10 protein-coding genes are annotated in these 18,909 nt (G+C 72.7%); 9 read left to right on the forward strand and 1 reads right to left on the reverse strand.

The window, feature by feature from the left end; genetic code table 11:
- Positions 1-10: 10 nt before the first annotated feature.
- The 8 genes from VFW66_03170 to VFW66_03205 are packed head-to-tail and all read left to right on the forward strand — an operon-like array spanning position 11 to position 9,094.
- Positions 11-3,061 carry a TAT-variant-translocated molybdopterin oxidoreductase gene (locus VFW66_03170; protein ID HEX5385684.1) on the forward strand — a complete coding sequence of 1,017 codons (3,051 nt, stop codon included), beginning with the start codon at positions 11-13 and terminating at the stop codon, positions 3,059-3,061.
- On the forward strand, positions 3,048-4,439 hold the full coding sequence (gene nrfD / locus VFW66_03175; GenBank protein ID HEX5385685.1) for an NrfD/PsrC family molybdoenzyme membrane anchor subunit: 1,392 nt from the start codon (positions 3,048-3,050) through the stop codon (positions 4,437-4,439). Before VFW66_03170 ends, nrfD begins: the two co-directional genes overlap by 14 nt.
- Positions 4,436-5,014: a DUF3341 domain-containing protein gene (locus tag VFW66_03180; protein ID HEX5385686.1), complete on the forward strand. Its 579-nt coding sequence runs from the start codon at positions 4,436-4,438 to the stop codon at positions 5,012-5,014. Before nrfD ends, VFW66_03180 begins: the two co-directional genes overlap by 4 nt.
- On the forward strand, positions 5,011-5,685 hold the full coding sequence (locus tag VFW66_03185; GenBank protein ID HEX5385687.1) for a cytochrome c: 675 nt from the start codon (positions 5,011-5,013) through the stop codon (positions 5,683-5,685). The genes VFW66_03180 and VFW66_03185 overlap by 4 nt, the downstream gene beginning before the upstream one ends.
- Positions 5,682-6,884 carry a hypothetical protein gene (locus VFW66_03190; protein ID HEX5385688.1) on the forward strand — a complete coding sequence of 401 codons (1,203 nt, stop codon included), beginning with the start codon at positions 5,682-5,684 and terminating at the stop codon, positions 6,882-6,884. Before VFW66_03185 ends, VFW66_03190 begins: the two co-directional genes overlap by 4 nt.
- Positions 6,881-8,200: a Xaa-Pro peptidase family protein gene (locus VFW66_03195; protein ID HEX5385689.1), complete on the forward strand. Its 1,320-nt coding sequence runs from the start codon at positions 6,881-6,883 to the stop codon at positions 8,198-8,200. Before VFW66_03190 ends, VFW66_03195 begins: the two co-directional genes overlap by 4 nt.
- Positions 8,197-8,769: a vitamin K epoxide reductase family protein gene (locus tag VFW66_03200; GenBank protein ID HEX5385690.1), complete on the forward strand. Its 573-nt coding sequence runs from the start codon at positions 8,197-8,199 to the stop codon at positions 8,767-8,769. Before VFW66_03195 ends, VFW66_03200 begins: the two co-directional genes overlap by 4 nt.
- The gene (locus tag VFW66_03205) at positions 8,750-9,094 is read left to right on the forward strand and encodes a hypothetical protein (protein HEX5385691.1); all 345 of its coding nucleotides are present in this window, start codon (positions 8,750-8,752) and stop codon (positions 9,092-9,094) included. Before VFW66_03200 ends, VFW66_03205 begins: the two co-directional genes overlap by 20 nt.
- A 76-nt stretch (positions 9,095-9,170) precedes the next feature.
- Here the strand turns inward: VFW66_03205 and VFW66_03210 are convergent, their stop codons facing one another.
- The gene (locus VFW66_03210; GenBank protein HEX5385692.1) at positions 9,171-9,620 is read right to left on the reverse strand and encodes a Uma2 family endonuclease; all 450 of its coding nucleotides are present in this window, start codon (positions 9,618-9,620) and stop codon (positions 9,171-9,173) included.
- A 233-nt stretch (positions 9,621-9,853) separates the two neighbouring features.
- On the opposite strand from VFW66_03210, the gene VFW66_03215 reads away from it, so the two are divergent.
- Positions 9,854-18,724 (forward strand): glucoamylase family protein, encoded by an 8,871-nt coding sequence (locus VFW66_03215; protein HEX5385693.1) that lies wholly within the window; start codon positions 9,854-9,856, stop codon positions 18,722-18,724.
- Positions 18,725-18,909 lie beyond the last annotated feature (185 nt).

Consider the following 18,909-nt stretch of genomic DNA (forward strand, 5'->3'; position numbering starts at 1 on the left):
GGGGTGACGCATGGGTGAAGGGTGGCGGGAACGCTGGGAGGCGTGGGCCGCGCGGCACGAGGGGCGGGAATACTGGCGCGGGCTGGACGAGCTGCTCGACGAGCCGGAGTTCACGGCGGCGCTCGCGCGCGAATTTCCGGCCGGCGCGGACGAGCTGCGCGGAGGCTTGAGCCGCCGGGAGTTCGTCAAGCTGCTCGGCGCGAGCATGGCGCTCGCCGGTGTCAGCGGCTGCGTGAGCCGGCCCACCGAGCGCATCCTCACCTACGTCTCGCGTCCGCCTGAGGTCACGCCCGGCACGGCCAATCACTACGCGACGTCGATGGCGATGGACGGCTACGCCACCGGCCTGCTGGTGGAGAGCCACGTCGGCCGGCCCACCAAGGTCGAGGGCAACCCCGACCATCCGGCGAGCCTCGGCGCCGCGGGCGTGTACCACCAGGCATCGGTGCTCGAGCTGTACGACCCGCACCGCGCGCGCGAGGTGCGGCGGGGCGGCAAGGCCACGAGCTGGGACGCCTTTGCCGCGGCGCTCGCGCCGGCCGCCCTCGCGCGCCAGGCGGGTGCGCGCGGAGCGGGGCTCCATCTTCTGCTCGAGCCCACCGCATCGCCGATGGCCGGCGAGCTGCTCTCGCGCGTGCGCGAGCGCTACCCCGACGTGCACGTGCACTTCGACGCCCCGCTCGCGAGCGACGCGCCGCTCGACGCGGCGCGTGCGGTCTTCGGGCGCGCCGTGCAGCCGGTGTATGACTTCCGCCGCGCCGACGTCGTCCTCGCGCTCGACGCGAACTTCCTCGCGGCCGGCCCCTTCTTCCTCCGCTACGCGCGGCAGTTCGCCGAGCGGCGGCGGCTGCGCGCGCCGGATGACAGCATGAACCGGCTGTACGTCGTCGAGGGCGTGCTGAGCGAAACCGGTGCGAGCGCGGATCACCGCCTCCGCGGGCGCACGCGCGAGGTGCGGGACGTAGCGGCGATGGTGCACGCGGCCGCCGCGTCGAGCGGTGCGGCGGGGGCGGCTGGCACGGGCGCGCGGCCGGCCACGGACGCGGGCAAGTCAAGCGAATGGGTCCGTGCCGCCGCCGCCGATCTGGCCGCGCATCGGGGACGGAGCATCGTGATCGCGGGCGAGCGGCAGCCGGCGGCCGTTCACGCGACGGCGTACCTGCTCAACGCGGCGCTCGGCAACGAGGGCCGGACCGTTTCGTACATCGAGCCGCAACTCATCGGCGCGGGAGGTGCCGGCGGCGCGCGCGCCGAGTCGCTCGCCGCGCTGGTCGACGCGATGCGCGGCGGCTCCGCGGGCGCCGTCATCGTGCTCGGCGGCGATCCCTGCTTCACCGCGCCCGCGGACTACGACTTCGCGCGGCTCTTCGCGCGCGTCCCGTTCACCGCGTACCTCGGCCTTTTCCGCAACGAGACCGGGGGGCGTGCACAGTGGTTCGCGTCCGCGCTCCACTACCTCGAGGCGTGGGGCGACGAGCGCGCCTGGGACGGCACGGCGTCGCTGGTGCAACCGCTCATTGCGCCGCTCTACGGCGGCCACGCGCGGGACGACGTGCTGGCCCTCGTGGCCAGCGTCGGCGGCGACGCGCATACCCGGCTCCGCGACGCGTGGCGCACGCGCGCGGGAGCGGGAGCGGGAGATTTCGACGCGTTCTGGGATGCGGCGCTCGAGGGCGGCGTGATCGAGGGGAGCGCCGCGGCGCCGGTGCGCGTGCAAGCCAACCCTGCGGCGCTTGAAGCACTCCAATCGAATGCCGCGCCCGCAACGGACGGGCCCCCCGCCGCCGGGATGGAGATCGTGTTCGCCCAGAGCGCGGCCATCTACGACGGCCGCTTTGCCGACAACGCGTGGCTCCAGGAGCTGCCGGACCCGATCACCAAGCTCACCTGGGACAACGCCGCCCAGTTGAGCCCGCGCACGGCGTCGCAACTCGGCGTCGAGACCAACGACGTGCTCGAGCTCACCCTCCGCGGCCGCAGCGTGCGGGTGCCGGCGCTCGTCGTTCCGGGTCATGCCCACGATTGCATTTCCGTCGCGGTGGGCTATGGCCGAGCCGGCGGCCCCGAGCTGGTGGCGAACGGCGTCGGCGCCAACGTGTACCGGATCCGCCCGAGCGACGCGCCCTACGCCGCCGCGGGGCTTTCGGTGCGCCGCGCACCCGCATCCGGTGGCCCGCTCCGCCACGTGCTCGCCACCACGCAATCCCACTGGGGGATGCACGGCCGCTCGCCCATTCTGGCGGCAACGCTGGAGGAGTACCGGCGCAACCCGAGCTTTGCCGCCTCCGAGCGGAAGCGCACGCTCACGCTGTACGAGCCGTCGCTCACCGCGCCCGACCAGTGGGCCATGGCCATCGACCTCTCGCTCTGCACCGGATGCAGCGCGTGCGTCGTCGCCTGCCAGGCGGAGAACAACATTCCCGTAGTGGGGCGCGAGGGCGTGCTCCACAGCCGGGAGATGCACTGGATCCGGATCGACCGCTACTTCAGCGGCGCGCCCGACGATCCGGCCACCGCCGTGCAGCCGATGCTCTGCCAGCAGTGCGAGAAGGCGCCCTGCGAGTACGTCTGCCCCGTGGGCGCCACCTCGCACAGCGTCGATGGGATCAACGAAATGGTGTACAACCGCTGCGTCGGTACCCGGTTCTGCTCCAACAACTGCCCCTACAAGGTCCGCCGGTTCAACTGGTTCGACTACAACGACGAGCTGGCGGAAACGGAGCGGATGGTCAAGAACCCCGACGTGACGGTGCGCGCCCGCGGTGTGATGGAGAAGTGCACCTTCTGCATCCAGCGCGTGCGCGAGGCGCAGATCGCGGGCCGAGTGGAGGGGCGCCCGCTCCGGCCGGGCGAGGTGCGGACGGCCTGCCAGCAGTCGTGCCCCACCGAGGCGATCATCTTCGGCTCGCTCACCAACCCGAGGGACGAGGTCGTGCGCCGCTGGGCCGACCCGCGGCGCTACGAGGTGCTGCACGAATTGAGCACGCAGCCCAGGGTGCAGTACCTCGCCCGCATCAGCAACCCGAATCCCGCGCTCGGGCCTTCCGATGACCTCGCTTAGCTCGGCGCCTCGGCGCGGCGTGGCGGGCACCCCGCCGCACGACCCGGTGCTCCAGGGGCGGCCCGACGACGCGGCCATCACCGACCAGCTCCTCGCGCCGATCATCCAGCGTGCCTCGCTCGGCTGGTGGCTGCTGCTCGCCATCGCCGCGGCGGGCGCGCTGCTCCTGGTCGTCGCGGGGACGTACACGATCGTCACCGGCATCGGCGTCTGGGGCAACAACATCCCCAATGCCTGGGCCTACGCCATCACCGACTTCGTCTGGTGGATCGGCATCGGCCACGCGGGCACGTTCATCTCGGCCTTCCTGCTGCTCTTCAACCAGCGGTGGCGCGCGTCGATCAACCGCGTCGCGGAGGCGATGACGCTCTTCGCGCTGGTGAACGCGGGGCTCTTTCCGATCCTCCACCTCGGGCGGCCCTGGTTCTTCTACTGGCTTCTGCCGTACCCTACGCGGTTCGGCGTGTGGCCCCAGTTCAAGAGCGCGCTGCCGTGGGACGCGGCGGCGGTGGCCACCTACTTCACGGTCTCGCTCCTCTTCTGGTACATGGGCCTCGTACCCGACTTCGCCACCGCGCGCGACCGCGTGCCGGGCCGCGTGCGCCGGCGGATTTACGGAGTCCTCGCGCTCGGCTGGCGGGGCGCGGCGCGGCAATGGCACCAGTACAAGTTTGCGTACCTCATGCTGGGCGGGCTCGCGGCGCCGCTCGTGATCTCCGTCCACAGCATCGTGAGCCTCGACTTCGCCATCGCGCAGCTCCCCGGCTGGCACTCGACGATCTTTCCGCCGTACTTCGTGGTCGGCGCCATCTATTCAGGCTTCGCGATGGTGCTGATCCTGATCCTGCCGGTCCGCCGGATCTTCGGGCTCGGCACGGTCATCACCCCGCGGCATCTCGACAACATGGCCAAGCTGTTGCTCGCGATGGGGTGGATGCTCACCTATTGCTACATCGTCGAGATCTTCATCGCCTGGTACAGCGGGAACGCGTACGAGCGCTATACCTATCTCGTGGCGCGGCCGCTCGGCCACTACGCCTGGCTCTTCTGGGCGCTCATCGCCTGCAACGTGCTCACGCCGAATCTCTACTGGTGGCGCCGGATGCGGCGGAGCCCCGTGGCGCTCTTCCTGGGCTCGCTGCTCATCCTCGCGGGGATGTGGATCGAGCGGTTCGTCATCATCGTGGGCTCGCTCAGCCGCGATTTCCTCCCGAGCTCGTGGCACAACTACGCGCCGAGCTGGGTGGACTGGTCGATCCTGTTCGGGAGCGTGGGACTGTTCGGGTTCTTCTTCCTGCTCTTCCTGCGCTTCGTGCCGTTCATTCCGATCAGCGAGGTGAAGGAGCTGCGCCACGAGCTGGCGGAGGCGGAGGCATGAAGCGCAGGCGGCTGGCGCACGGGCTCATGGCGGAGTTCCGCGGGCCGGACGAGCTGGTGGCGGCGGTCGCGGCGCTCCGCGCGCTCGGCTATCGCGAGCTGGAGACGTTCACGCCGTTCGCGGTGCCGGGGCTCACGGAGCGGCTCGGCCTCCCGTGGCCGGCGCTGCCCAAGTTCGTCCTGCTCGGCGGCATTCTGGGCGGGATCGCGGGCTACCTGATCCAGTGGTACTCGGACGTGGTCGCGTACGTGCAGATCGTGGGCGGCCGGCCGGCGCACGCGGTGCCCGCCTTCATTCCGGCCACGTTCGAGGCGACCGTGCTGGGCGCCTCGCTCACCGCGTTTTTCGGCCTGTACTTCGTGCTCGGATTGCCCGCACTCTGGCACCCGGTGTTCGAGGTGGAGGGATTCGATCGCGCGTCGGACGACCGGTTCTGGCTGGCGGTGTCGGCCGAGGATCCGATCTATGACCGCGAGCGCACCGGCCAGGCGCTCGCGGCGCTGGGCCCGCTGCGGGTCACGCCGGTGCCGGAGAGGACCGCGCCTGCGGTAGCGGTGCCGGGGGAGCTGCAATGACGGCGGCCCCGCGGCGGTTGGCATTGCGCATCGCGCGAACGCGCCGGCGCGCGGCGCCCATCGCGGCGCGCATCGCGGCGGGGCTCGCCGCGGGCCTCGTCGTGCTCCTCGCCTCCGGCTGCCATGGCTGGTCCGCCGACCTCGACCGCGCGCTCGAGCGCATGCGGGAGCAGCCGCGGTACGACCCGTACGAGCACAGCGCGTTCTTCTGGAATGGCGCGGTGATGCAGACACCGCCCGAGGGTACGATCCCCCGTGGCGGCAACGTGCCGAGCGCGATCGGTGCCGCGGCGCCGGCGGGGCCTGAAATCGCGAACGGCGTGGACGCGCAGGGGAGCTACCTGGCGCGGATCCCCGTGACGGTCACCGATACGCTCCTCGCCCGCGGCCGTTCGCGCTTCGACATCTTCTGCGCCGCGTGCCACGGTGAAGACGGCCGCGGCCACAGTGCCGTCGCCCAGAACATGATCGAGCGGCCGCCGCCTTCGCTCCGCTCGGCCGCGATCGCGGCGCTGCCGCCGGGGCTTGTTTATCACGTGATCGGCGCCGGCTTTGGCCGGATGCCGCCGTACGCGGCGCAGCTCTCGGTCGTGGACCGCTGGGCGGTGGTGGCCTACGTGCAGCGCTTGCAGCGGAGCGACACGACCGCTGCACCCGGAGCGCCGTCGTGACCCGCCGTGGCATGGGCGCGCTCGCCGCCGCGCTATACGTGGGCCGCCGCTGGTCCGAGGCGGGGCCGGGCGAACCACCGCGGCATGCGGGGCGCCTCGCGCGCATCGCGTTCGTCATCGGCATCGTGGGTCTCGTGCTCTCCGCGTTGGGCCTGCTGGTCGACGCGCGCCAGGCGTACACCTCGTTCCTCACCGCGTACGCGGCGGCGATCAGCGTGGCGCTCGGCGCACTCATCCTCGCCATGTCGACGCACCTCACCGGCGCGCGCTGGTTCATCCCGCTCCGCCGGGTCACCGAAGGCGTCGCCGCGACGATGCCGGTCTTCGCCATCCTCTTCATCCTGCTCCTGCCCGGCCTGGGCGAGCTATATCCCTGGGTGCGTTCGTCGGCGGGCGTTCCCGCTGCGGCATATCTCAACGTGCCGTTCTTCGTGATCCGCGCGGTGATCTACTTCGCCATCTGGATCACGATCACCCTGCTGCTCGATCGCTGGTCGGCGGAGCGCGCGCGGGCGCCGGCGCCCGGCGCGCTGGGCAAGTCGCGGGCGCTGAGCGCGGCGGGTCTCCCGCTCGTCTCGCTCGCGCTCACCTTCGCGGCCTTCGACTGGCTCATGTCGCTCGCACCGCGCTGGTTCTCGACCATCTACGGGCTCTACTGGTTCTCCGGCGGTTTCCTCGGTGCGCTGGCACTCGTGGCGCTTGCGGGGTGCGTCGCGAGCGGCGGCACGCTCGCCGGCGCCATCGAGTCGAGGCAGTACCGCGCGCTCGGCACGCTGCTCGTCACCTTCATCGTGTTCTGGGCGTACATCGCCTTCTGCCAGTTTCTCATCATCTGGATCGGGGACATTCCGGTCGAGATCGCCTGGTACGTGCCACGTATGCGCGGAAGCTGGGGCGTGCTCGCGGTGGTGCTGATCGTGGGGCAGTTCGCGCTTCCTTTTCTCCTGTTGCTGCCGCGGGCGGTGAAGACCAACCGCACGGCGCTCGGCGTCATCGCCGTCTGGCTGCTGGTGATGCACTACCTCGACGTGTACTGGCTGGTGCTGCCGGCGCTGCACCCCGACGGCATTCACCCGCACTGGCTCGATCTCACCGGGCTCGCCGCGGTGGTCGGGCTCACGGTGGCGTACGGCGCGTGGCGCATCGCGGGCCAGCCGCTCCTGCCAAGGCCGAGCGTGGCCGAGCCGTCGCCGTCATGATGCGCGACGCGGAGCGGATCGGGCGGATCGTGGACGGGCTGCGCGACGCGGGGCTCGATGCGCTCGTCGTTGCCCATCCATCGAACGTGCTGCTCGCGTCCGGATACTGGCCGGTGCTCGGCACCGCGATCGCGATCGTGAACCGCGACGGCGCCGTGGGCGTGCTCGCGCCGGAAGACGAGCGGGAGCTCGCTGACCGCGGTTGGGCCGATGACCTGCGCACGGTTTCGCCGGGCTCGCTCGACGCGCTCACGCCGCTCGACGACGTCGTCCGCGCGCCGCTCGGCGCGATGCTCGAGCGGCTCGGCGTGGCGCGCGGCCGCGTCGGTTACGAGCGCGGCCCGCTGCTCGAGCCCAGCTCGTACGCGGGCGTCAATCGCTATGGGGCTGCGCTGCCGGACCTCATCGCGCACGCCGCGCCTGCCGCGCGCCTCGCCGGCGGCGACGCGCTGCTGCACCGGCTCCGCGCCGTCCTCACCCGCCGCGAGATCGATTGCGTCCGCCACGCCTGCCGCATCGCGGGCGAGGCGTACTGCGCCGGCACTCGCGCAATCCAGGTTGGCGCAGCGGAGCGCGAGGTGGCGGCCGCGTTCCGTGCGGCGCTCGCCGCGGCCTCGTCCGCGGGCGCGTCGAGCGTCGCCGCGCCAGCCACCGCCGCGTCCTCCGGAGGCGCAACCTCCGCCGGCGCAACCTCCGCCGGCGCAACCTCCGCCGACGTAGCCCCTGTGGGTGCGGATGAGACGGACGTGCGTGCGGGCGGCTTCTTCTTTTGCATGTCCGGGCCCGATGCCGCACACGCCGGCCGCGCCTACGCGCGCTCGAGCGACCGCCCTCTCGCCGGCGGCGACCTGGTGCTCGTCCATTGCAACACCTGCCTGGGCGGCTACTGGACCGATATCACCCGCACCTTCATTCTGCGGCCTGCGCACGACCGCGCGCGCGAGCTGCACGAAGCGGTGCTCGCCGCGCGGGGGGCGGCGCTCGACGCGCTGGTGCCGGGCGCCCGCGCGGCCGACGTGGACGGCGCCGCGCGGGCGGTGCTCGCGCGGCACGGACTGGCGCATGCGTTCACCCACGGCACCGGCCACGGCGTGGGTTTCGCCGCCATCGACGGCAACGCGCGCCCACGGCTGCATCCGGCATCGCCCGACGTGCTCGAGGCGGGCATGGTCATGAACGTGGAGCCGGCCGCGTACCTCGCGGGCTTCGGCGGCGTGCGACATTGTGACGTGGTGGCGCTGGGAGCGACGGGCGCCGAGCTGCTCACGCCCTTTCAATCCGACGCGGGCGAGCTCCGGCTCGAGGGGCGCGCATGACCGCCGCCGAGACACCGCCCGGCTGGAGCTACAATCCGTCGAGCTGGTCCGAGCGCTTGCCGCTCATCGCGGTGGCCGTGGTCGGCTTCTGCATCGCGGGCTATCTCGCGCTCTACCAGCTCGGCGTGTTCGACGACGTGTGGGAGCCGTTCTTCGGCCGAGGCAGCGTGCGCATCCTGCACTCGCCGGTGTCGCGCCTGCTGCCGATTCCCGACGCCGGGCTCGGTGCGCTGGGCTATGTGGTGGACGCCGTGACCGGCGCCGTTGGCGGGACCGGCCGGTGGCGCACCAAGCCGTGGATCGTGATCGTCTTCGGCATCGCGGTAGGCCCGCTTGGCGCGGTCAGCATCATGCTGGTCATCTTCCAGCCGGTGCTTTTCGGCGCCTGGTGCACGCTCTGCCTCGCGTCGGCGGTGATTTCGGTGCTCATGATCGGCCCCGCGATGGACGAGCTGCTGGCGAGCCTGCAATACCTGAAGCGCGTGCACGATGCGGGGCGGGCGCTCTGGCCCGCGTTCCGGGGCGAGGCGAATCCGACGGAGGCGGCCGGTGTGGGCGCAAGCCGTTAGCGCGCTGCTCGGCATCTGGCTCATGGCGGCGCCGGCGGTGCTCGGCGTAGGAGGCGGCGCGCGGGACAACGATCTCGTGGTGGGGCCGATCGCCGCAGCCATCGGCATCGTCGCGGTTTCGGAGGTGACGCGCCCGGTGCGCCGGGTCAACCTCGTCATCGGGCTCTGGCTCGTGCTGGTGGCCTGGGCGTTCGGGGGCGGAGCGGCGGCGCGGGTGAACGATGCCGCGGTGGGGTTGCTGCTCATCGGGCTCGCGACTGTCCGCGGGCGCATGGGTACCGCGTACGGCGGCGGGTGGTCCACCCTGTGGCGGACGCGCGGGTAAGTGTCGCCGGAGGCGCAACCGGCGCGAGCGCCGGGCGCGCAACCCGCGCGAGCGCCGGCGGCCCGGCGCGCCTCACTCAGGCGTGGCGCAAGAGGTCGGAGAGCAGGGGCACTCCCGCCTCCTGATAGCGGCGGCGCTTGATGAAGCGATCGTACCGCGAGGTCGCCCGGCTCAGCACCTCGGCCACAAGGAGGAGCTCGCTGATGTCCGACCACTCCAGCTCGCGGACTCGAGCGCGGCCCTGGACCGGGGGCACGACGAACACATCGGGCTGCACCAGCACGTCGGGGCCCCAAGAGACGTCGGCGGGCGACGCGAAGACCCCACCCAAGCGGTGTGCGAGCACGTACTGCGTAAGCGCGAACACCAGCCGCCCGACGATTGCCTGATGCCAGCGCCGCGGCGCCGGCGTCACGAGCAGCTCGCCGTGGACGACCTCGTACCGATTCCCGTCGTCAGGCAACGCGCGAACCATGTCCGCGGTGTAATAAGGAAGGCGGAGACCCTCGCCGACGCGATCCACCATCGTTGAATCTTGCGCTCCTCGGCGCCGAGACGACAAGGGGTAGGCACGCCGGAAGCTCGCGGCGGCGAGCGCGAGACACGCAACCCGATTCGCGCGGTCCGGCGCGCTTCGCAACATCCCGCGAGCGGACCGCCCCGGTGCCGTCCGGCATCGATTCCCGCTTATGTTGCACGCGACGATGCCCATCCACACACCCGCACCGCCCGCCGCGCCCGCCGCCGGTTAGGCTCCGCGTGCCCTTCAACTTTCCGACCGCGGCGCCGCTGCGCCACCTCGCGCGGCGCCTCTCGCGCCGCGCCGACCGCCGCGACGATCTCGTCGCCGGCCCGCTCCGCGGCGAGCTGCTCGGCGCCGAGCACCTGGCAGAGCGCGGCCGCGCGGTGGCGCGCGCGCAGGCGGTGGTGCCGCGCGGACGGCGGGCGCGCCGCGCGCTGCTGCTCGAGCGGCTTACCGGCACACGCCGCGTGCTCGACGATGCCTACGCCCGGCTCACCGCGGCCGCCGAGCACGATGCGGACGTGGGTCCCGCCGGCGAATGGCTGCTCGATAACGCTTACGTGGTGCAGGAGCACATCCGCGAGGTGCACGAGAGCCTGCCGCGCGGCTATTACCGCGAGCTACCCGAGCTCGCGAGCGGGCCGCTCGCCGGCTATCCGCGGGTGTACGAGCTTGCCATCACACTGATCTCGCACACCGAAGGCCGCATCGACCTCGAAAACGTGAGCCGCATCGTGGCCGCGTTCCAGCAGGTGACACCGCTCTCGATCGGCGAGCTCTGGGCCATTCCCGCCATGCTCCGCGTGGGCCTGCTCGAGAGCGTGCGCCGCATGGCGCTCCGCACCCTGCACCGGCTCGACGATCTCGAGCGCGCCGACCGCTGGGCCGCGCGCTTCACGGCCGCCGCGGAAGAAGGCGCCGCGCCGGGCAACGCCCACGGCGCCGCCGCCCACGGCGCCACGCTCCATGAGTTCCTCGCCCACCCGCCGCCGCTCACCCCCACCTTCGTGGCCCGCTTCCTCCAGCAGCTCCGGCTCGCGCGCGGCGACCTTCCCTCGCTCGCCTGGCTCGAGCAGTGGATCGGCGAGGAGGGCCTGAGTGCCGAGGACGCGGCCGCGAGCGCGGGCCAGCGCACCGCGCTCACCCAGGTCATGGTGGCCAACAGCATCACCAGCCTGCGCGCCGTCGCCCGGATGGAATGGCAGACCTTCGTCGAGCGGCAGAGCGTGATGGAGGCGGCGCTGCGCGAGGATCCAGCCGGCGTGTACGGGCGAATGACCTTCGCCACCCGCGACCGCTACCGCCACGCGATCGAGCGGATCGCGAAGCGCACCGGCCGCAGCGAGGACGCGGTGGCGCGGAGCGCGGTCGACCTGGCGCGTGCCGCGCGCGACGACGCCGGCACGCACGACGCCGACCCGCGCCGCGCCCACGTCGGCTACTACATCGTGGGCGAGGGGCGCCCCGCGCTCGACCGCGCCACCCGCTATCGCCCGCCGGTGAAGGAGGCGGTGCACCGCTGGGTCCTGCGCCACCCCAACGTGGTGTTCGTGGGTGGCATCGTCGTGAGCACCATCGTGGCGCTCGCCATCGTGCTCTGGCCAGCCTGGTCCGCGGCGCGGGCCGGCTGGTGGGCGGTGCTGCTCTTCGCCTTCATCCCGGCCACCGAGATCGCCGTGAGCGTGGTGAACCAGCTCATCACCGCGTTCCTTCCGCCGAGCGAGCTCCCCAAGCTGGACCTGAGCGAACCCGGCGGCTTGCCGCCCGAGTACCGCACCGCGGTGGTGATCCCGACGCTCTTCGGCAGCGTCGAATCGGTCCATGAGGCGCTGGGCGATCTCGAGGCGCAGTTCCTCGCCAACCGGGAGCGGCACCTGCACTTCGCGCTCCTGAGCGACTTCACCGATGCGCCGTCCGAAGCGGTCGGGGGCGACGCGGCGATCGTCGACGCCGCGGTGGCCGGCGTGCGCGCCCTCAACGCGCGGTATGCCGGAGGCGCCGCCGGCACACCCGCGGACGCCGAGGACGCCTTCTATCTCTTTCATCGGCCCCGCCGCTGGAACCCGCGGCAGGGCGTCTGGATGGGTTGGGAGCGGAAGCGCGGCAAGCTGGCCGAGTTCAACCGGTTTCTCCGCGGCGGCGCCGACGGCGCGTTTTCCGCCGTGGTCGGCGACGCGGCGCGCATCCGGCAGGTGCGCTACGTCATCACGCTCGACGCCGACACCGTCCTGCCACCCGACACGGCGCCGCTCCTGATCGGCGCGCTGGCCCACCCGCTCAACCGCGCCGTCTACGACCCCAAGCGCGGCCGGGTCGTGCGCGGCTACGGCATCCTGCAGCCGCGGGTCGGCGTGACACTGCCGAGCGCGCACCGTTCGTACTTTGCCGCGATCCACTCCGGGCATCCGGGCGTGGACCCCTACACCACCGCCGTGTCCAACGTGTACCAGGACCTCTACGGCGAAGGCAGCTTCACCGGCAAGGGCATTTACGACGTCGACGCCTTCGAGCAGGCCACCCATGGCCGCTTTCCCGAGAATACCCTCCTCTCGCACGACCTCATCGAGGGAAGCTACGCCCGCGCGGGCCTCGCCACCGACATCACGGTGTACGACGACTACCCGGCCCGCTATCTCACGTACGCCCGCCGCAAGCATCGCTGGATCCGAGGAGACTGGCAGTTGCTGCCGTGGCTCACGCCATGGGTGCCGGGGCCCACCGGCCGCGAGCGCAACCGGCTCTCGCTGCTCTCGCGCTGGAAGATTCTCGATAACCTGCGACGCAGCACCGTCGAGATCGCGCAGCTCGCCTTCCTGGTGGCCGGCTGGACCATTCTGCCCGGCTCACCGCTTCACTGGACGGTGCTCGGGCTCGCGGCCATCGCGGCGCCGTGGATCGTGGCGCTGCTGCTCGCCGGACTCCGGCCGCCGTTCGACAAGTCATGGCGCGCCTACTACGCGGCGGTCGATCGCGACGTGGTGACGAGCGCCGAGCAGGTAGGGCTCGCCATCGCGTTCCTGCCGCACCAGGCGTGGAACTCTGCCGACGCGATCCTGCGCACGCTGTGGCGGCTGCTGGTCTCGCGCCGCCGGCTGCTCGAGTGGCAGGCCGCATCGCAGGTGGAGCGCACCGCGTCGACGTCGGCGCGCGGCGCATGGTACGCGATGGCGCCGGCGGTGGCGCTCGCCGCCGGCATCCTGGCCGGAGTAGCGTGGCGTGTACTGTCGCACGCGGGCGCCACCGCCTCCGCGGCGCCGGCGCCCTGGCCGCTCGCGCTCGCGACGCTGCCGCTGGTGGCGCTCTGGATCGCGTCGCCCGCCGTGGCGCACGCGCTGGGCGCGCCCGCCGCGCGGCGCGAGCGGCGGCTGCCGCGCGCGCGCCGCGCCGAGGCGCTGCGCTACGCGCTGCTGCACTGGCGATTCTTCGACCGCTTCGTCAACGAGACGACGCACTGGCTGGCGCCCGACAACTTTCAGGAAGACCCGGCCCGGGCGGTGGCGCTTCGCACCTCGCCCACCAACATCGGGCTCCAGCTCCTCGCCACGGTGAGCGCATACGACCTCGGCTTCCTTACCGTGGACGCGATGGTGCGCCGGCTGGAGCTGGCCTTTCGCTCGCTCGAGCGGCTCAGGCGCTTTCGCGGCCACCTGTTCAACTGGTACGATCTGCGCGACCTCTCGGTGCTCGAGCCGGCCTACATCTCTACCGTCGACAGCGGCAATCTCGCCGGCCACCTGATCGCGCTGCGCCAGGCCTGCCTCGCTATCGCAAACGAATCCACGCTCGACGCGCGGGTCTGGCGCGCGCTCGACGCCGCCCTCGCGCTCGCCGACGAGCGGCTGGCCATCGTGCCGGGGGCGCCCGCGGTGATCGCGCGCGAGGAGCTGCGCGCGGCCCGCACGGCACTCGCCCTGGCGGACGCGCCGGCCGGCGCGCTCGCTGGCCTGGCGGCCCCGCTCGAGCGGGCCCGCGCCGCCATGGCCGGCGCCGCGCGCGACGCAGAGCCGCACGCGGTGCCGGACGCGGTGCCGGACGCGGTGCCGGACGCGGTGCCGGCGGCCGTCACGCTCGAGCCGGAGCTCGAGTGGATCGAGTGGAGTCTGTGTCTCGTCGCCGAGCACACCGCGCGCCTGCACGCCCCGCCCCCTCCCGCGGTGCTCGCGGCCCGGCTCGAGGCGCTGGCCGAGCGGGCCTACGCGTGGGCGATGGAGATGGAGTTCAGCTTTCTCTTCGACCGCACCCGGAAGCTCTTCGCCATCGGCTACGACCAGGGCACCCACACCCTCGACGACTCGTACTACGACCTGCTCGCCTCCGAGGCCCGGCTCGCGAGCTTCGTCGCCATCGGCAAGAACGACGTGCCCGTCGAGCACTGGTTCCGGCTGGGCCGCGCGCTCACCTACGCCGCCGGGGAGCCCGCGCTCGTGTCGTGGAGCGGGAGCATGTTCGAGTATCTCATGCCGGTGCTCGTCATGCAGTCGTTTCCCGACACGCTGCTCGACCAGACCTACCACGGCGCGCTCCGCCGGCAGATCGCCTACGGCGTCGCGCGCGCCGCGCCCTGGGGCGTGAGCGAGAGCGCCTACAACCTGCGCGACCGCCACCTGACGTATCAGTACCGCGCCTTCGGCGTGCCCGACCTGGCGCTCAAGCGCGGGCTCGGCCGCGACCTCGTGGTGGCGCCCTACGCCTCCGCGCTGGCGCTCATGGTGGATCCTGAGCGCGCCCTCGCCAATCTCACGGCGCTCGAGCGCCGCGGCGCGCTCGGCCGCTACGGCTTCCGCGATGCGATCGACTACACCCGCCCCGATCCGGGCGAGCGCTACGCCGTGGTGCGAACCTACATGGCGCACCACATCGGCATGGGGTTCGTCGCGCTCGCCAACGCGCTCACGGCCGACCGCTGGCAGCGGCGCTTCCACGCCGACCCGCTGGTGCGCTCGGTCGATCTCCTTCTTCAGGAGCGCATCCCGCGCCGCCTCGTGCCACAGGAGCCCCAGGCCGTGCGGCCCGACGAAGCGCTGCCCGATCCCGACCTCGAGCGCCCCGCTGTGCGCGAGCTCGACACCGCCGACACCGCGACACCGCACGTGGCGCTGCTCGGCCGGCTGCCGTACACCATCATGGTGACCAACGGGGGCGGCGGCTACAGCCGTTACGGGGAGCTGGCGGTTACCCGCTGGCGCGCGGACGGCACCCGCGACCACACCGGCCAGTTCTGCTATGTGAAGGACGTGACCCGCGGCCGCGTCTGGTCGGCGGCGCACCAGCCGGTGGCGGCCCCGGCCGACTGGTACCGGGCGCAGCTCGCCAGCGACCGGATCACCTTTCATCGCGCCGACGGGCCGATCGAGACCCGCACCGAGATCGCCGTGGTGCCCGAGGACGCGGCCGAGGTGCGCCGCGTCACCGTCACCAACAACGGCGGCGAGCCGTGCGACGTCGAGCTCACGAGCTACGGCGAGATCGTGATGGCGCCGCCCGACGCCGACCGCGTCCACCCGGCGTTCGCCAACCTGTTCGTCGAGACCGAGTGGCACGAGTGGTGTACCGCGCTCACCGCCACCCGCCGCCCGCGCGCCGCCGCCGACGCGCCGCTTTGGTGCGTGCACGTGGTGGCCGCGGGACCCGAGCGGACGGGCCCCGTCTCGTGCGAGACCGACCGCGCGCGCTTCGTCGGCCGCGGGCGCTCGACCCGTGATCCGGTCGCGCTCGAGGCCGATGGCCCGCTCTCGGGCAGTACCGGGGCAGTGCTCGATCCGATCGTGTCGCTGCGCGCGCGGGTGCGGCTCCGGCCGGGGCAGTCGGCGGCGGTGGCGTTCACCACGCTCGTCGCCACGACGCGTGAGCGTGCCTTCGAGCTGGCCGACCGCTACCGCGAGCCGCACGCTGCGCAGCGCGCGCTCGACCTGGCGTGGACCTCCACCCAGATGGAGCTGCGCGAGCTGGGCGTGGCGCCCGCAGAGGCGGCGGTGTTCCAGGACCTCGCGGGGTCGCTCTTCTTCGGCAGCCCCGCGCTGCGCGCGCCGGCCGACGAGCTGGCGCGCAACGACGGCTCGCAGCCGCTGCTCTGGGCTCAGGGCATTTCGGGTGACTGGCCCATCCTGCTCGCCACGATCGACTCGCCCGACGGCTTGCCGACGCTGCGCCAACTGTTCGCGGCCCATCACTACTGGCGGCGGCACGGCATGATGGTCGACCTCGTCGTGCTCGACGCGCAGCCGTCGGGCTACCTGCAGGCGCTGCACGAGCGGATCATGGCCGCGCTGCTCGCCTCCGCCGACGCGGGCGCCGCCGACCTGCCCGGCGGTGTGTTCGTGCGCCGGCGCGATCGGCTCCGCCCCGACGAGCTGCTCATGCTGCGCGCGACCGCGCGGGTCCACCTGACCTGCGACGGCCGCGCGCTCGGCCGCGTCATGGACACCGTGCGCCCGGTCCCGGAGGCGCCGCCCGAGATCACGACGCCCGAGCCGCCGCCGCTCGCGCACCGCGCCGCTGGGCGAATCACGGCGGCCGCCACGCTCACCCTTCAGTGGGTCCGGGAGCACCTGGCCGAGCCGCCCACGGCGCCCGAACCGCTCCGGCCCGCGCGGCCGTCGGGCGCAGCGCTCACGCGCGATGGCGTGCCCAACGCGTCGCCCGGCGCGGCGCCGCTCCGGTTCGACAACGGGCTCGGCGGGCTCGCGGCCGACGGCGCCTACGAGATCCGCATCGATGAAAACCGGGTGCCCCCCGCGCCCTGGGTCAACGTCGTCGCCAACCCGCACGGCGGGTTCATTGTCTCCGAGAGCGGTGCCGGCGCCACCTGGGCCGGCAACAGCTACTTCTACCGGCTGACCCCGTGGCACAACGATCCCGTGGCGGACCCGGTGAGCGACGCGATCTACCTGCGCGACGACGAAACCGGCGAGGTGTGGTGCCCGACGCCCGCGCCGATCCGCGACGGCGGCCGCTGCACCGTGCGCCACGGCGCGGGCACGTCGTCGTTCGAGCGCACCCAGTCGGACATCGCGACGCATCTGACGCTCGGCATGGCTGACGACGCGGCGGTGAAGCTCGCGTTGCTGCGGCTCACCAACGACGGCTCCGTCACGCGCCACCTCACCGTCACCGCCTACGCCGAGTGGACGCTCGGCGTGCTGCGCGAGCACACCCAGCACCAGGTGCGCACGTTGTTCGACCCCGAATGCCGCGCCATGTTCGCGCGAAACACCTTCGCGCCCGAGTTCGCGGACTGGGCCGCGTTCTGCGCCCTGAGCGAGCCGGTCACGAGCCAGACTGCGAGCCGGCGCGAGTTCCTCGGGCGGAACGGCACCGTGGCCGCGCCGGCGGGCCTGCGCCAGTCGCCGCTCGCCGGGGTCACCGGCGCGGGCATCGATCCGTGCGCCGCATTGCAGTGCGAGCTCACCCTCGCGCCCGGCGAGACCCGCGAAATCGCCGTGGCGCTCGGCGCCGCGCCCGGCGAGGCCCGCGCCCGCGAGGCCGCGGAGCGCTACGCGGACGTGGCGCGGGCGCGCGCCGCGGTGATGCGCTCCACCAAACAGTGGGCCGACCGGCTCTCGGTCGTGTCGGTGCGCACCCCCGAGCCGGCGTTCGACGCGATGCTCAACCAGTGGGCGCTCTACCAGGCGCTCGGCTGCCGCATGTGGGCCCGATCGGCGCTCTACCAGAGCAGCGGGGCGTACGGCTTCCGCGATCAACTGCAGGACGCGATGGCGTTCGTCTACGCCGAGCCCGCGCTCGCGCGCGAGCACATCCTCCGCTCGGCCGCGCGCCAGTTCGTGGAGGGCGACGTGCAGCATTGGTGGCACCCGCAGAGCGGGCGCGGGGTGCGCACCCGGTTCTCCGACGATCTCGTGTGGCTGCCGTACGTCGTCCGCCACTACGTGCGTGTCACGGGTGATGCATCGGTGCTCGACGAGGTCGTGCCGTTCCTTACCATGCGCCCGCTCGCGCCCCACGAGCAGGAGGCGTACGACCTGCCCGAGGTCGCCGCCGAGCGCGCCTCGGTGTACGAGCACGGTGCGCGGGCGCTCCGGAAGGCGTGTACCGCGGGCGTGCGTGGGCTGCCGCTCATCGGGTGCGGCGACTGGAACGACGGGATGAACCGCGTGGGCGTCGAGGGGCGGGGCGAAAGCGTGTGGCTCGCGTGGTTCCTCGCGGCAACGCTCCGCGCCTTCGCCGACCTGGCCGACGCGCGGGCCGATGTCGTCACCGCGGCCGACTTCCGGGCGCGCGCCCGCGCGTACGCCGAGGCAGCGGACCATCACGCGTGGGACGGCGAATGGTACCGCCGCGCCTACTTCGACGACGGCACGCCGCTCGGCTCGGCGATGAACGCCGAGTGCCGCATCGACTCGATCGCGCAAAGCTGGAGCGTCATCTCGGGCGCCGGCGACGGCGAGCGGCAGGCGCGGGCCATGCGCTCGCTCGAGCGGCACCTGGTGCGCGAGGACGCGCGGCTCATCCAGCTCCTGGCCCCGCCCTTCGATGTCACACCACACGACCCCGGCTACATCCGCGGCTACCTGCCCGGCGTGCGGGAGAACGGCGCGCAGTACACCCACGCGGCGCTCTGGGCGGTGCTGGCCACCGCGCTCCGCGGCGAAGGCGACCGCGCGTTCGCGCTTTACCAGATGCTCAATCCGTTCACGCACGGTGCCACGGCCGCGGGCGTGGAGACCTATAAGGTCGAGCCGTACGTCGTGGCGGCGGACGTGTACACGGCGGCGGGGCAGGTCGGCCGCGGCGGATGGACCTGGTACACCGGCTCGGCGAGCTGGATGTACCGGGTGGGGCTCGAGGCGATTCTGGGATTCACCAAGCGCGGCGACCGGCTCGAGATCAGTCCCTGCGTGCCGGCCGAGTGGCGGGAGTACGCGATCGAGTACCGCTACGGGCGGAGCGTGTACGCGATTACGGTATTTCCGGCCGGCGGCACGGCCGGCGACTGCGCCGGCCTCACGGTTGATGGCACGGTGGTGGCCGGCGCGACCATTCCACTGGTGGACGACGGCGCGCGGCACGAGGTCGTCGTGCGCACGACGGCCCGAGCGTCAGGTGGGGCGGAAGAGCTCGGAGAGCGACAGGGTGAACGGCTCGAGTGAGCCGGCCGGCAGCCACGAGCCGATGCTCGGGGTCCGGCAGCGGATCGGTCAGCTTGATGCCGCACATGCCCAGGCGCGGCGCGCCGATCGACACGAGCAGCGCTTCGATCGTTCCGCGGCCGCGGCCGCGGGCGAGGTCGTCGAGCCCGGCATGAATGAGCTCGGCCCCCGGCAGCGCGGCTCCC

The organism is Gemmatimonadales bacterium (assembly GCA_036279355.1).
In the GTDB taxonomy this organism is placed as follows: domain Bacteria; phylum Gemmatimonadota; class Gemmatimonadetes; order Gemmatimonadales; family GWC2-71-9; genus DASQPE01.

Excerpts from the sequence above, each read along its gene's own strand:
- VFW66_03170 (HEX5385684.1), top strand. The coding sequence starts at position 11 with ATGGGTGAAGGGTGGCGGGAACGCTGGGAGGCGTGGGCCGCGCGGCAC.
- nrfD (HEX5385685.1), top strand. The coding sequence starts at position 3,048 with ATGACCTCGCTTAGCTCGGCGCCTCGGCGCGGCGTGGCGGGCACCCCG.
- VFW66_03180 (HEX5385686.1), top strand. The coding sequence starts at position 4,436 with ATGAAGCGCAGGCGGCTGGCGCACGGGCTCATGGCGGAGTTCCGCGGG.
- VFW66_03185 (HEX5385687.1), top strand. The coding sequence starts at position 5,011 with ATGACGGCGGCCCCGCGGCGGTTGGCATTGCGCATCGCGCGAACGCGC.
- VFW66_03195 (HEX5385689.1), top strand. The coding sequence starts at position 6,881 with ATGATGCGCGACGCGGAGCGGATCGGGCGGATCGTGGACGGGCTGCGC.
- VFW66_03200 (HEX5385690.1), top strand. The coding sequence starts at position 8,197 with ATGACCGCCGCCGAGACACCGCCCGGCTGGAGCTACAATCCGTCGAGC.
- VFW66_03210 (HEX5385692.1), bottom strand. The coding sequence starts at position 9,620 with ATGGTGGATCGCGTCGGCGAGGGTCTCCGCCTTCCTTATTACACCGCG.